Origin of the sequence: Desulfitobacterium sp. (assembly GCF_034927245.1) — a bacterium.
GTDB lineage: Bacteria > Bacillota > Desulfitobacteriia > Desulfitobacteriales > Desulfitobacteriaceae > Desulfitobacterium_A.
The window spans coordinates 25,903-41,042 of sequence record NZ_JAYFQK010000042.1; the positions used below are offsets into that span (position 1 = coordinate 25,903).

Below are 15,140 nucleotides of genomic sequence, written 5' to 3' on the forward strand. Positions count from 1 at the left end.
TATCGAATGAAGGCGATAGATATGGTTCAAATGATTTTATTTATTCTGATACTCACGCTTCTGGCCATTCCCCTGGGACGGTATATGGCAAAAGTATTTAATCGAGACAAAACGTTGTTGGACCCTGTGGCAAGACCTCTGGAAAGACTGATTTACCGTTTAACCGGTACTCATGTTGAGCAGGAAATGAACTGGAAGCAGTATGCCGGGGCGCTGCTTATCTTTAACGCTTGGGGTTTGGTGGTTCTCTTTTTCCTTCAATTGTTACAGGGTCATTTACCGCTTAACCCTCAGGGGTTTAGCGCTGTCTCCCCTGATGGGGCATTTAATACGGCGGCTAGTTTTGTGGGGAATACAAACTGGCAATCGTATGCCGGTGAGTCAACCATGGGCTATTTAACCCAAATGGCGGGTTTAACGGTGCAGAATTTTGTCTCAGCCGCGACCGGGCTGAGCGTCGTCATTGCCTTAACACGGGGGCTCGCTCGCAAAACGGCGAGCACCATCGGTAACTTTTGGGTTGATTTAACGCGCTCGGTCTTATGGATCTTACTTCCGTTGTCTATTTTGCTAACGTTGGTCTTAACCCAACAAGGTGTGATCCAAAATTTAAGCCCCTATGTCCATGTAACGACTCTTGAAGGCGGGAAACAAACCCTCGCCATGGGGCCGGTGGCATCCCAGGAAGCCATTAAAATGTTAGGTACAAACGGCGGAGGATTCTTTAATGCCAACTCGGCACATCCTTTTGAAAATCCCACACCGCTTACGAATGTTTTGGAAATGCTGGCGATACTCCTGATTCCTGCCTCTTTGCCGTTTACCTTTGGGCGAATGGTTGGGGATAAAAGACAAGGTCGGGTTATTTTTGCCGCCATGCTCTTACTCTTTACTGTTTTTCTCGGCGTGACTTATCATAGCGAAATTTATGGGAATCCCCAGGTCACAGCGCTGGGGGTCAGCGGTCCTTCGGCCATGGAGGGGAAAGAGGTGCGCTTCGGAATTGCGGGTTCCGCCCTCTTTGCCAACGTAACAACAGCGGCCTCGTGCGGCGCCGTGAATGCCATGCATGATAGTTTAACACCCCTGGGCAGCCTCATGCCTATGCTGCAGATGATGTTAGGTGAAATTGTATTTGGTGGCGTAGGTTCCGGACTCTACGGAATGTTAGCCTTCGTTATTCTGACTGTGTTTATTGTTGGGTTGATGGTTGGCCGTACTCCGGAGTATTTAGGCAAAAAGGTAGAGTCCCGAGAAATGAAGATGGCTATCCTGGTCGTACTCATTCCTGCTGCCTCTATCTTGCTGGGAAGCGCGATCGCGAGCGTCACCAAGGTGGGAACGTCGTCGCTTCTCAATTCCGGTCCGCATGGTTTGAGTGAGATCATCTACGCTTTTACATCCGGAGTTGCCAATAATGGAAGTGCCTTTGCCGGACTCAACGCCAATACTCCTTTTTATAATCTGGCGATTGGTTTTGCTATTCTGATCGGGCGCTTTGGAGTGATTCTCCCCATCCTCGCGATCGCCGGAAGTATGGCAAGCAAAAAAGTGATTCCTGCCGGCGCCGGAACGTTTCAAACGACGGGACCGCTTTTTGCAGGGCTGATTGTGGGTGTCACGCTGATTGTCGGGGCCTTGACATTTTTCCCGGCGCTTGCTCTCGGGCCGATTGTCGAACATCTCATCATGGTTGGAATGTAAACCTTAGGAATGTGGGAGGCCGGTTATGATGCACAACAAGAGAAATAAGAAAGATAAAAAAACGGGCGGATTCAATTCAGCGATGTTACGCGAAGCGCTTAAAGATTCTTTTCGTAAACTCAGTCCCCGTTCGATGTGGCGCAACCCAGTGATGTTTGTGGTCGAGGTGGTTGCGATCCTCAGTACATTTTTCGTCGTCCGCGATTTCAGCACGGGGGCAAAAACCTTGTTCTTTAATAGTCAGATCGCTTGCTGGTTATGGCTGACGGTTCTGTTTGCCAATTTTGCCGAGGCGTTGGCGGAGGGCCGTGGGAAAGCCCAAGCTTCGGCGCTCCGTCGGACGCGAAGTGAGACGACAGCGAAGAAACTCAAGGGAGAAAAAGTGATCCATGTTCCTGCTCCCGAACTTCGCCAAGGAGATATCGTTTTGGTCGAAGCGGGGGATACTATTCCCGGTGACGGGGAGGTCGTTGAAGGAATCGCCTCTGTCGATGAAAGTGCCATAACGGGCGAATCCGCGCCGGTTATTCGGGAATCAGGCGGTGATCGGAGTTCGGTCACCGGCGGAACGCAGGTCTTATCCGATTGGATCAAAATGGAGGTGACGGCGAACCCCGGCGAAACCTTTTTGGACCGAATGATTCATTTGGTTGAAGGGGCCAAAAGGCAAAAAACTCCGAATGAGATCGCCCTAACCATTTTACTCCTTGGGTTAACGATTATTTTTCTCTTAGCGGTGGCGACATTGGAACCTTTTGCGATCTATTCCGGAACACTCGTTGCTGTCCCTGTACTCTTAGCTCTTCTGGTCTGCTTAATTCCGACGACAATCGGTGGCTTACTTAGCGCGATTGGGATTGCCGGCATGGATCGTCTGTTGCAGCGAAATGTACTGGCCATGTCCGGTCGGGCGGTTGAAGCGGCCGGAGATGTGGATACTTTACTCCTAGACAAGACGGGTACCATTACGCTGGGGAATCGGATGGCGACAGAATTTGTGCTAGCATCCGGTGTCGAAATCGAAAAGTTGGCAGATGCGGCTCAGATTTCTTCTTTAGCTGACGAAACACCGGAAGGACGGAGTATTGTCGTTCTGGCCAAAGAAAAGTATAACTTAAGAGAAAGAGATATGCGGAATTTAGGGGCGGCTTTTGTGCCCTTCAGTGCGCAAACCCGGATGAGTGGTGTCAATCTTCAAGACCGGGAAATTCGTAAGGGAGCAGCGGATACGATCGAGCAATATGTGCGGGAACAAGGGGGGATCATGCCGGCCGATGTCAAAAAGGCCGTTGAGGATATTGCCAAAAAAGGCGGAACCCCACTGGTTGTCGCCGAAGGGGCGCAGGCCCTTGGCGTCATTTATCTCAAAGACGTTGTCAAGGGCGGGATCAAAGAGCGTTTTGCTCAGCTCCGGAAAATGGGCATAAAAACCGTGATGATTACCGGCGATAATCCTTTGACAGCAGCGGCTATCGCGGCAGAAGCCGGTGTCGATGATTTTCTCGCGGAAGCGACTCCGGAAGCCAAACTGAAGCTGATCCGTGAGTATCAAGACAAAGGCCATCTCGTGGCGATGACCGGAGATGGGACCAATGACGCTCCCGCCCTGGCTCAAGCGGATGTCGGGGTGGCGATGAATAGCGGAACGCAAGCGGCGAAGGAAGCCGGTAACATGGTTGACTTGGACAGTAACCCCACGAAGCTGATCGAAATCGTCGAAATCGGCAAACAGCTTTTGATGACCCGGGGCTCCTTGACAACCTTTAGTATCGCCAACGATGTGGCTAAATACTTTGCGATCATTCCGGCCTTATTTCTTGCCACCTATCCTCAACTGGGGATTCTCAACATTATGAAATTATCTTCACCCCAAAGTGCCATCCTCTCCGCTGTCATCTTTAATGCCCTCATCATTGTCGCTCTGGTTCCGTTGGCTTTACGCGGTGTAAAATATCAACCCCGCGGGGCGAACGTTATTCTGCGCAAGAATCTTCTGATTTATGGTTTGGGCGGGTTAGTTGCTCCTTTTATCGGAATAAAGCTTATTGATCTTCTTATTTCGTCATTCGGCTGGGTATAGAAAGGAAGGATGAATGATGGTAAAACAGTGGAGTAAGGGGCTGGCGATGCTCTTGGTCATGACCGTTCTGACAGGCATTGCTTATCCCTTTGTGATGACGGGCCTTGCCCAGCTTCTTTTTCCCCGTCAAGCGCATGGGTCGATCCTGTATCAAAATGGGCAGGCTGTCGGGTCTGCGCTCATCGGACAAAACTTTAATGATCCCCGAACCTTTCACTCCAGACCCTCAGCAGCCGGACCCCAGGGTTATGATGCAACATCGTCTGGGGGATCGAACCTGGGACCGACAAATCAGGATTTCTTAGATCAAGCGGGACAAAGGGCCAAGACCGTCCGTCAAGAAAACGGACTCTCCGCAAATCAATCCGTTCCCTCTGATCTGGTCACCGCCTCTGCCAGCGGTTTAGATCCGGATATCACCCCGGAAGCTGCCTTGCTTCAGGTCCCGCGCATCGCTCAAGCCCGGAACGTATCGGAAGAGGCAGTACGGGCTTTAGTCCGGGAGAATATCACGCCTAGGGCCTTAGGCATTTTCGGTGAACCCCGGGTCAACGTCGTGCAATTAAACCTAAGTTTAGCTAATTTAAAGTAGATCGTTTTATTCACAGTGTATCAAGGATTTGTCAAGTCATTCAATGAAATACTTGGCAAATCCGCTTTTTGCTTTATTCTTATAGGGGAAAGAGTTTCCTATATATTCTGAGGAGTGGAGTACTTTGCCGAAAGAAGAGAGACGAGCCAATCCGGATGATTTGTTAGCGGATATTGAAGAAGAGCGTAGGGGAAAATTGACTGTTTTCTTGGGTGCTGCGGCGGGTGTGGGGAAAACGTTCGGGATGCTTGAAACGGCCCGGGAAAAAATCTCTGAAGGCGTTGATCTGGTCGTCGGTTGGGTTGAGCCCCATGATCGGCCGGAAACAAGCGCTTTGCTGGTCGGTATTCCCGCCATTCCTGCCAAAATCTTCGAGTATCGGAATCATAAGCTGAAGGAAATGGATTTAGATGCCATTCTTGCTCGAAAACCACACGTTGTGTTGGTGGATGAACTTGCTCATACGAATGTGCCCGGTTCGCGTCACGCGAAACGATATCAAGATGTGGAAGAACTATTGGCGGCGGGGATCAACGTTTATACAACCCTTAACGTGCAGCACGTCGAAAGTTTTAACGATATTATTGCCCAAATAACCGGTGTGAAAGTCCGCGAGACGGTTCCCGATTCCATTTTAGAGAAGGCCAGAATTCAACTGATGGATATTCCGCCGGAAGAACTGATTCAACGGCTGAAAGAAGGGAAGGTTTATGTACCGAATCAAGCGGCCAAAGCCTTAAAGAAGTTTTTCCGGCCCGGTAATATTAATGCGTTACGTGAACTTTCCATGCGTTTTGCCGCACAACGCGTCGACCGACAAATGGAAACGTATATGCGGATGAATGGGATCATGGGTCCTTGGCCGGCGGGTGAACGGGTTATGGTCTGTATCAGTTCAAGCCCGTTCTCCGAACAATTAATCCGCTTTGGCAGACGAATTGCCGTTGGTATGAAAGCTGAACTGCTTGTTGTCTATGTGAATACGCCGCGACAATTCCCGATGAAAGAGAAGGAAAAAGATCAACTTGGGAAAAATCTCCGTTTAGCTCAGGAACTCGAGGCTGAGATAATATCGCTCAACGGCGAAAATATTGCCGATGAGTTAATTGCAATGGCGCGCCAAAGAAATGCCACCCAAATGATTATCGGTAAACCGGGCACCCTGGGTTTGCGTGAAAGGTTGACCGGTTCAATCGTGGATCAAGTGGTGAGAAAAAGCCAAAATATCAGCGTTCATATCATTCCGGGGAAAATTGAAGAGACAAGAGATCATCAATCTGACCAACGATCGGATTTGAAGAGGGCTAGAAATTGGGTGCCTTATGTTGAAATTCTGTCTCTGATGGCCCTCATCACAGCCATCGGTTGGAAATGGGGCTCATTCTTGGGAGCCGTGAATATAGCGATGCTTTTTTTACTTCCTATATTATTGGGTTCCGTTCGTTGGGGATTACAGGTTGGCATATTTTCTTCCATAACTGCCATTGTAATTTTTGATTTATTTATCGTACCCCCGTTACTCAGTTTTTCCGTGGCCGATTTACGGTATGTGATTAGTTTTTTTATTTTCCTGCTCATAGGCATCTATACCGGTAAACTTTCAACCCGGTTAAGGGAACAAATCGATTATTCGCGTAAGCGCGAGGCTCAAACTTCGGCGTTATATTCATTAAGTCGTGAAATTGCCGCCGTCTCAGACATAAAGACGGTTTTGGACAGTGTGGTGAAAAAGATCACTGAGATTTTTGATGTACAAGTTGGGATCTTATTGCCGGATGAAACGGGGACTTTAGTCTTGCGCACAAGTTCAAATGATGAATCTTTTTTGAATGAAAGTGAGAGAGCAGTAGCCGCTTGGGTTTATGCGCATAAACAAAGGGCCGGATGGGGAACAGATACGCTCGGGGGGGCAGAAGGAAGTTATTTCCCCCTGATTTCTGAACACGTGATTTATGGTGTGCTGGGTATTACACCGAAGAACAGAGAAAACACGCTTCAGCACGAACAGCAATCTTTACTTGAAGCCTTTACCAGTTTAACAGCCCTGGCCGTTGCTCGGATTTCTTTGACCGCAAAGGTTCGGGAGGCGCAACTGTTAAGTGAATCCGAAAAGCTGCGCACGGCTTTGCTTAATTCTGTGTCCCATGATTTACGCACCCCTTTAGCTACCATGATTGGTGCTGTGACGACTTTGTTGGAAGATAACCCTATTTATGATGAAACCACGCGTAACGATCTCCTGCAAACCATTCAACAAGGTGCGATCCGCATGAATCGTCTCGTCAATAATCTTTTGGACATGGCTCGCCTTGAAAGTGGCATGTTGAAACTAAACAAAGATTGGTATGATCTCGAGGAGATTATTCAAACGGCCATCGAACGTCTGGGCCAAGCCTTGCAGGTTCGTGATTTCCGTATCAATTGCCGACCCGGGTTGCCCTTGATTTATGTTGACTTTGTTCTTATTGAACAAGTCGTGGTCAATCTCTTGGATAATGCTTTGAAATATTCAGATCCCGGGAGTAAAATTCTCTTGAATGTGAGAAACAGTGATCAGGAAATTGAGGTAACGGTCCATGATTGGGGCTCGCAAATTCCGGCGGAAGACTTAGAAAATATCTTTGATAGATTCTATCGCGTCAGAGCTCCCAGACAAATTAGTGGTACCGGACTGGGTCTGGCTATTTCCAAGGGCATTGTCGAGCTGCATAACGGTAGAATTTGGGCGGAAAATTCTTTGGATGGCGGGGTCAGTATTATTTTTGTTTTACCCAGTGAAACTGTGCCGGAGATTCCTATAAACGCGGAGGTAATGAGTGATGGGGCAGACAGGCAAGAAGATTCTCATTATAGACGATGAATCCCCAATCCAGCGACTGCTCAAAGTGACTTTAACAGCTCATGATTATGAGATTCATCTGGCCTCTGATGCCAAAGACGGGTTAGATAGTATCTTAGCCTTTAAGCCTGATTTAATTATCCTTGATCTGGGACTTCCCGATTTAGACGGATTAGAGGTCATTAAAATTGTCAGAGATTGGTCAAAGACACCCATCTTGATTCTGTCTGCTCGCGAAGATGAAGGTGAAAAAATTCAAGCTTTAGACTTAGGGGCTGACGATTATATTACCAAACCCTTTGGCATGGGTGAGTTATTAGCCAGAGTAAGAGCTGCCTTACGGCATGCCGGGGATTCCGCGGATCAGCCGGTCATGACATTTGATAATTTAGTCGTCGACAGGGTAAAAAGAATGGTTTTCGTCGACGGTAAAGAGGTCAAGCTGACCCCTACGGAATATGAACTTTTAAAAACCTTAGCCACGAATGCCGGAAGAGTGCTCACCCATCGGTTTCTCTTAGATACGGTTTGGGGTCCGCATTATGAGAAAGAAGGGCATTATCTGCGTATTTATATTGGGCAATTGCGCAAGAAATGTGAAGCCAACCCGTCAAAGCCTCAGCATATTTTAACGGAACCAGGGGTTGGGTATAGACTGGTCTAACCACTAGAAGGATTAGTCAATAGGCTTGTAGAATCCTTAGTGGGGACAACGAGTTTGTAAAGGGAGAGATGATAATGGCTAAATAGGAACAAATGCAAAACTGGCAATTGTACATGTAGCTACAGAAAGAGAGGAGAAACATTCGTGCTAAATTGGGAGAAAAAGTATGAAATTGGTATTCCAAAAATTGATGAGCAGCATCAACACCTATTTGAAATTGGCAATGATATCTACAGCCTGTTAAACGATCCTATGGCATTTGATAAATACGATCATATTACCACTTTTATTACCGAGTTAAAGGATTACACAAAGTATCATTTCGCCAGTGAAGAGGCTTTAATGCTAAAACTAAAATATCGAGGATACCTTGAGCAAAAAACAGCTCACGATGATTTTGTAGCTAAGATTGAGGCTGTTAATTTAAACGATGTTGATAAGGATCAGGACAAGTTCATAAACGATTTATTGATATTTGTTTTTAATTGGATTTTAGAACACATTCTTAAATCTGATATGAAGATCACAGCGGAAGTCTAAGCAATTCTTGTTAAGGCGAAAACGTTCATAAAAGCATACGTATTTTAAAAAGCTCCCGTCATTTTTGGACGAGAGCTTTTAGTTTTAACGCTGAAGGTATGCCGTAATAGCCGACGCTGCCAAGAATAAGGTTCTTGGGCGCTAAGCTCTATCTTATTCCATTGTCCACGTGTGCGTGAAACTTATCCAGAATTATCAATATTATCCCAAAATAAAGGAAATGGGGAAATAATCCAGAATACTATTATTATTAAAGGAAGGAAGGGTGTTTTAAAATGAATAATGAAGAAATTGCGGAATTGGTGCATGAATTAGTTAAAAATCCGAAAGGTTTGTTGCCTTTAGAGAACAAAGCTTTGGAGGAACTCAAGACTAAAGAACTTACTCTGATCAATAGGGTATTTAGCGGGTGTGAGACATCTGGAGATATTCTTGCAATTGATACACTACCCTTAGGTTTTTGGATTTGAAGAAATGAATTTTCACATTGAACAAGCGGTTTTAGCCGGAATAAATAAAATCCTAGCGCAAGAACAACTCAGTTCGGAAATGAAGAGTATGATTGAAGCTTCGTTGAACGCTGATTGCGAGACCGGCGAACGGTTCAAGTGGGCGCACTTAACTTTAATGTGTTGTGAGTGTGTCGGCGGAGAGTTTGAAACGGGGCTGCCAGGTGCAATTGCCATGGAATTAGCTGCTTTGGCGGCTGATATTTTTGATGATATTCAAGATCAGGACAATGATGAATTACCATGGCGTCAGATACCTACTGAGAACGCGCTCAATCTAGCCATCTGTTTAAGCATGTTGGGTTATCACGCTTTGGTGGTTTTATCTGAAGACAAAGATAAAAACTTCCTCGAAAAAATTGGTCCAATTCTCAGCAAAATGTGGATTACAGCCAGTGATGGTCAATACCAGGAAATTCTGTTTGACACTCGGGAGCAAATCTCGCTTGACCAATATTTTGAACTGGTCAAGCGAAAGTCTGGAAGCTTGACTGCCTGTGCCTGTAAAATCGGTGCAACCTTAGGCGGGGCATCTGAATCCTTGGTGCTTCAATTGGAACAGTTTGGGACAAGCCTAGGCATCATGAGCCAAATTAGGAACGATTTGCACGACTTTTTACACTTCGAAAAGAAAAATGACTTTATTAAAAACAAGAAAACCTTACCGTATGTCTATCTTTTGAACGTTCTGAAAGGGACCACAGCCGAAAAGTTCAAAGAATTAACCAAGGGGTTAAAAGAGTTTGGAGATGAAGAGCAAAATTATCTAAGACAACTGGCCGTCGATGAAGGGGCTATACATTACTGCAGAGTGATGTATGAAATGTTTCGGGAAAAGTCATGGGAAAATATACGGACACTTCCTGTTCCGGAAAAACAAAAAGAGAAGATGATCAGACTTGTTGAACCAAATGTTTAGACGACAGGCATACTATTATGCAAGTGTCGTCTTTCTTGTAATGTGGATTGTGTATACTGTCAGTGTTATTCATCGACCTTATGTCGGTCTTGAGCTTGAGCATGTCAATGAACAATGGATCGTCAGTTATAGTGATCCTCAGGGCGAAGGGTACAAGGCGGGAATACGGGTCGGGGATTTAATTATAAAAATAAATCAAAGTGATCCGGGCAGAAACCGTTTTGTTCAAATATGGAGTGAGGCAGAAGGGGCATCAACTCTTGAAGTCCGTAAACTTGACCAGAATAATGATCAAATCATTAATATTCCTGTGCTTCCATGGCAAAACGGACTAAGCTCATTTCCTTTGGAAATCCTGGGATTCGTTTTTGGGTTTCTGGGGTTTTTGACCTGGCTTAAACGTCCACTTCTGGTTCAAGCCCGTTCTTTTTTCTGGTTGAACTGGTTTATCGGTTTAGCTTTGGCGGTGTCTCCCGCATCGAGTCGAGATTTGCTGTTGGCCAAGGAATTGGAAATTATATTTTTTTCGGCAGTGCCTATCTTTCTCATTAATTTTGTCTCGGTTTTTCCTACAAAGAAGAAAAGACAGATCAACGAGTGGGGCAGCCTAATAGTAACTTGGCTATTTGTAGTTATCTTAACCATAACAGTGCTGCAATCCATGGGTATTGTCCATAACTATAGTTTGTTGAAAAGACTTGTCTTGAGTACAATGAGCATTGGTATTTTTATCGTGATTGGAAATTTAAGTATATCAATAAAGACGCTTAAGGATAAATCAGAAAACAATCAAGCTGTTTTATTACTCTTAAGTATCATTTTGGGATTTACCCCTTTCGTACTCTTAACAGGCATTCCCATGATCTTTGGTTTTCAATTAATTGTAGATGCCCATATCAGTACTCTGTTTATTTCGGTGATTCCAGCTTTCTGGTATTATGTCATCGTTAATAAATATTTACCGGATAGCCAAAGGATTTTAGGGAAAGTAATCTCATATTTCTTAGCAGGAATCATCATGAGTCTTATAGTTTTCGGCATCCTTTTCTTTGTCGGAGTATTCAAGAATTTGAGCCTTGGAGCATTACTAGCCTGGTTTTCCTTAGCCCTAATGGTAATAGTTGGCTTTAATCTACTTCGTCTGTTGATGAGCAAACTATTCAACAAATTCGGCTTTTTAACGGGTGAGCAAACTTTAAGCCAAAGAGTACTTAAATTAAATGAAAGACTCACATCACTACAAGAAGAGGAATGCATTTTAGAAGAAGTTGTAAATTGCTTGGATATGGAGGGAGCTTTTATAGTCGCTGAAAATGCCAATGGAATGTATCTTGAAAAAGCGGCAGGAAGGTTTGAGGGAAACCCTGACGAACAAGCCGAACTGGAAACTTATTTCCTGGCAGATCCAAGAGATATCTTAGGAGCCAAAAAACTACCTGATGATTTTCCGGCCGAATTCTATATATTCCTTAAGTATAATGATTTTGATTGTGGAATATTTTTAGGTCACCGATTTTCTCGCACAAAATTACGGCAAGAAGATCTACCGTTAGTGACTTTGATTTCCAATCAGGCGGCTCAGCGTTATTTAACAACGTATGGTATGAAAGAACTGTCGCAAGAAATAAAAGAGATTTCCCAAAAAACGTTGAATTACCAACGAAAAATTCAGAGAATGCAAGGAATAACCGGCTCCTTGTTTAAAAGTATTGAGCAAGAGAGGAAATCAATTGCTCGTGATATTCACGATGGACCGTTGCAGTTGGCCCTTGACTTGAACCGGTGGCTGGAAGAAGTTGCCGAAGAATGTCCAAGTACCGGGGATGGAAGAATTTCCAAAGCAATTTCTCGTCAACGGGAGGTCATTAGAAACTTAAATTTTGAATTGCGTTCAATCTGTAGTGATTTGCGCCCGCCATCTTTAAATGATTTAGGATTGTATTCTGCCGTTGAATCATTGTGTGAAGAAACAATGCAGAATGAGTCAATCATCATTTCTTTAGAAACGACAGGGTTTAACGAGGGAGTATCCTTGAAGGAAGAAATAGAATTAGCGGCTTACCGTTTTCTGCAGGAAGGAATATCAAATGCCGTGAAACACTCGAGTTCCAGCGAGATTCTGATAAAAATCGAGTTGGATGATTCTAAACTGGAGTTAAGCATCAGAGATTATGGCAAGGGGTTTGATATTGGTAAAATAGATGACCTGCCACTAACAAATGATCATCTTGGTTTAATTGGCATGAAAGAAAGGCTCCAAAGTATAGGCGGTGAGTTGCAAATTAATTCCGCAATGTCCCAAGGCACACATCTAAAAGCCTCTATTCCGGTTAAAGGGAGAGATGAAAAATGACATCTGATAACGGAAAATTAGAGAAGATTAAAATATTATTAGTTGATGACCATACGCTTTTTGCGGAAGGAACTACTGTCTTGCTGTCGTTGGAACCAAATCTTGAGATAGTGGGAATCGCTAACGATGGGGAGCAATGCTTAAGCCTTGTAAAATTAAAAAAGCCGGATATTATCCTGCTTGATATCAGTCTACCGGATTGCTCGGGAATTAATTTAATTGATGAAATCAGATTAATACATCAGGAAGTAAAGATTATTATGCTTACTGGGCTTAACCCAAAAGGATATCTTACAAAATCACTCAGTAAGGATGTTCATGGATTTCTATTAAAAGAATGTAACAAGAGAGAAATGATTGAAGCTATTTTTTGTGTAGCACAAGGACAAGAATATTTTTCTAGGTGTTTGGGGCCTTATCTGAAGACGGCAATTGTAGGAAATGATGAAGACAAAAGTTGTTTAACGTTACAATCTAAAGATAGTAGAGACCGATTAACTATAAGGGAAGAAGAAATAATGAACCTTATTGCAAGAGGTTTAAGCAATCAAGAAATTGCATCAACTTTATATATCGAAATTAGAACTGTTAAATTTCATGTTAGCAATATTTTGTTTAAACTCGGTGTTAAATCTCGCTTAAAAGCGGTTTCAGTTTGGAACACAATGTCTAAGAATCAGGATGAAAGAGTACAAAGATATTAGAGTTGGGAAAATCGAAAGTAAATTAAATCATATTGTGATAAATAACCTAAGTTCTCGGAATGCTGTAATATCAAGGTCTCACCGTAAATTCGTTCATCAATCCATCGTTATACTAAAACATTTATAGCAATGGAACTTTCCAGTATTTTTCCAGTATCTATGCAGGTTTTCGAGGTTACTCGTTACACAATCCGGGAACTCAGGATATAATACCTGTCTTTTAGTACAGTATTTATTTTTTAATAACTGTACCTTGGTACGTGACTAGAGTTTTTACTCTAGGATATAATTTAAATAAAGTTTACCGAATCGAATAACTTGAGATACCTTGGGAACTACATACTGTTTAATACTGATTTGAGCTGAGAAGAGCAGTCTATGACTCTTCCTACCGTGATTTGTAGTGTATCTTCTCCTCAGTCAAATCATAACCGAATAGTGAATGTCGCACTATTTTTCAGATGTAGAACATATCCAAAAGAGGGGGACGCTCAATAAAGTGGAACGGACTTCAAAGTTGGTTATGTAAAATTAGGGAAGGAGGATGTATGATGCAACCAATGGGTTTAGTATGCGATGTTTGGTGTGTAACAGAGTGTGGAATTGCTTGTGCAGCTGACACAATATCACCAGTCGCAGATGTAATCGGTGCAGGTACCGGATTTAATCTAAGTAAATCAGCTTAATTACTAACACACCCATATTGTATAAGGCACGATATAAAATATCGTGCCTTATACAATATGGGAAAAGAGTCTCAAGGAGGAAAAATGAATGCCCCTTCTATTCAAAACAGAAAATAATAACTGGTATTTTTATGATGATGCTACTAGGATGACGTTTCCTACTGAAGGATATGAAAAAGATTATTTAGAGCACCTGGAAAATATAGATGAGCAACCAGATATTATTAAAATGAAGCAGGATACACGACTACATAGTTTAACGGAAAAAGCAGAGAGATATGGTTTATTTAAGAATACGTATTTACTTACAACGTTTAAAGAGGAAGACGTAAGGAATAAGCTCAAAAAAGAGGGTATTGGACACCTATGTTTGATCTTAACCGAATCATGTAATTTTCGATGTAAATATTGTATATATTCTGACCACTATACACTTAGTAATGGTTATTCAGATAAAGAAATGAGCTTTGATACCGCAAAATCCGCTATTGACAAATATATGGATAATAATATAAAAAGTTTGAAGTATAACCCGAACCTGAGTATAAGTATAGGATTTTACGGTGGAGAGCCACTTTTAAATTTTAAAACTATAACTAGAGTAGTACATTATGTAGAAGACAAATACAAAAGTTATTTTTTCAGAACGATATTTGCAATTACCACTAATGGGTATTTACTAGATGAAGAAAAAATACAATTTATGTTAGATCACAATTTTGCAATTTCTATAAGTTTAGACGGTGGTGAGCAAGAGCATAACAGGAATAGAGTAACTATCAATAATAGACCCACTTTTGATATAGTTTATCAAAATTTATTAATATTAGATAAAAAATTTAACGAACGTTTTAGTTTTAGTTTTAAAAACGATATTTATCCATACGTGATATTAGTTACTTATGACAATTTTACGGATTTGCAAGAAGTATATGGTTTTTTTAAAAACCATCCTGATTTAGATAAGAGAATTTCTCGTATTTCTAAAGTAAAAGATTTGAATTCTAATTATTATTTAAATAGTAAACAATCCGATAATGGAACAATCCAAAAGCAAAAAGACGCAATAGATTCATTTTTATATATGATAAAATTTGACCAGCCTATTACTAATTTTATTCGCAAATATGTACAAGGAATTATTTTTGAACCATCTACGAATATCAATTATAACTATGACCGGTCTCGCGGGCTATGTTTTCCTGGGATTAGTAAACTCGCTGTAGATGTAAATGGAAACTTTCATATGTGTGAAAAAATTAGTTTACAATATCCAATTGGTAACGTAGAACAAGGTTTTGACGTAAAGAAGCAAATAAAATATCTAAATATGGCATTGTCAAAATTTGAAAATCGTTGTGAGAAATGTAACGTAAGAAATTTATGCACAATTTGTTATGTAACTCTTGAGTGTAGCGAACTGAGTTCTTTGGCGGTAATGTGCCCATTGCCAATTTCATTTAATTATTAACTTTAGATTCACCGCCTTCAGCGGTTATTCTTTTTCTCGCAAATCTTTGCCGATGGCGGCAATCTTAATTCTAACCAAT

General features: G+C 42.6%; 12 protein-coding genes. All 12 read left to right on the plus strand.

Translation table 11 applies throughout. The annotated features are described in order from the left end of the window. Positions 1-6: 6 nt before the first annotated feature. The 12 genes from kdpA (at position 7) to VB077_RS11080 (ending at position 15,061) form a co-directional block, all read left to right on the plus strand. A complete protein-coding gene (kdpA, locus tag VB077_RS11025) occupies positions 7-1,704 on the plus strand; it encodes a potassium-transporting ATPase subunit KdpA (protein WP_323415291.1) in 1,698 nt (565 codons plus the stop codon). Positions 1,705-1,729: 25 nt separating this feature from the next. Continuing rightward, entirely contained in the window at positions 1,730-3,784 is a 2,055-nt protein-coding gene (gene kdpB, locus VB077_RS11030) for a potassium-transporting ATPase subunit KdpB (protein WP_323415292.1), read from the plus strand. Between the two features lie 13 nt (positions 3,785-3,797). After that, on the plus strand, positions 3,798-4,376 hold the full coding sequence (gene kdpC, locus VB077_RS11035) for a potassium-transporting ATPase subunit KdpC (protein WP_323415293.1): 579 nt from the start codon (positions 3,798-3,800) through the stop codon (positions 4,374-4,376). A gap of 124 nt (positions 4,377-4,500) precedes the next feature. Next, a complete protein-coding gene (locus VB077_RS11040) occupies positions 4,501-7,236 on the plus strand; it encodes a sensor histidine kinase KdpD (protein WP_323415294.1) in 2,736 nt (911 codons plus the stop codon). Next, positions 7,196-7,879: a response regulator gene (locus VB077_RS11045; protein ID WP_323415295.1), complete on the plus strand. Its 684-nt coding sequence runs from the start codon at positions 7,196-7,198 to the stop codon at positions 7,877-7,879. The genes VB077_RS11040 and VB077_RS11045 overlap by 41 nt, the downstream gene beginning before the upstream one ends. A 144-nt stretch (positions 7,880-8,023) precedes the next feature. Then, positions 8,024-8,419, plus strand: coding sequence for a hemerythrin family protein (locus VB077_RS11050; protein ID WP_323415296.1), 396 nt, complete (start codon positions 8,024-8,026; stop codon positions 8,417-8,419). 275 nt (positions 8,420-8,694) lie between these two features. After that, on the plus strand, positions 8,695-8,889 hold the full coding sequence (locus VB077_RS11055; protein ID WP_323415297.1) for a hypothetical protein: 195 nt from the start codon (positions 8,695-8,697) through the stop codon (positions 8,887-8,889). Positions 8,890-8,893: 4 nt separating this feature from the next. After that, positions 8,894-9,847 (plus strand): polyprenyl synthetase family protein, encoded by a 954-nt coding sequence (locus tag VB077_RS11060; RefSeq protein ID WP_323415298.1) that lies wholly within the window; start codon positions 8,894-8,896, stop codon positions 9,845-9,847. Further along, a complete protein-coding gene (locus VB077_RS11065; RefSeq protein WP_323415299.1) occupies positions 9,828-12,200 on the plus strand; it encodes an ATP-binding protein in 2,373 nt (790 codons plus the stop codon). Before VB077_RS11060 ends, VB077_RS11065 begins: the two co-directional genes overlap by 20 nt. Then, complete coding sequence (locus tag VB077_RS11070) at positions 12,197-12,904, plus strand: response regulator transcription factor (RefSeq protein ID WP_323415300.1); 708 nt, start codon at positions 12,197-12,199, stop codon at positions 12,902-12,904. The genes VB077_RS11065 and VB077_RS11070 overlap by 4 nt, the downstream gene beginning before the upstream one ends. A gap of 548 nt (positions 12,905-13,452) precedes the next feature. Next, positions 13,453-13,590, plus strand: coding sequence for a hypothetical protein (locus VB077_RS11075; RefSeq protein ID WP_323415301.1), 138 nt, complete (start codon positions 13,453-13,455; stop codon positions 13,588-13,590). An 88-nt stretch (positions 13,591-13,678) separates the two neighbouring features. Further along, positions 13,679-15,061: a radical SAM protein gene (locus VB077_RS11080; protein WP_323415302.1), complete on the plus strand. Its 1,383-nt coding sequence runs from the start codon at positions 13,679-13,681 to the stop codon at positions 15,059-15,061. Positions 15,062-15,140 lie beyond the last annotated feature (79 nt).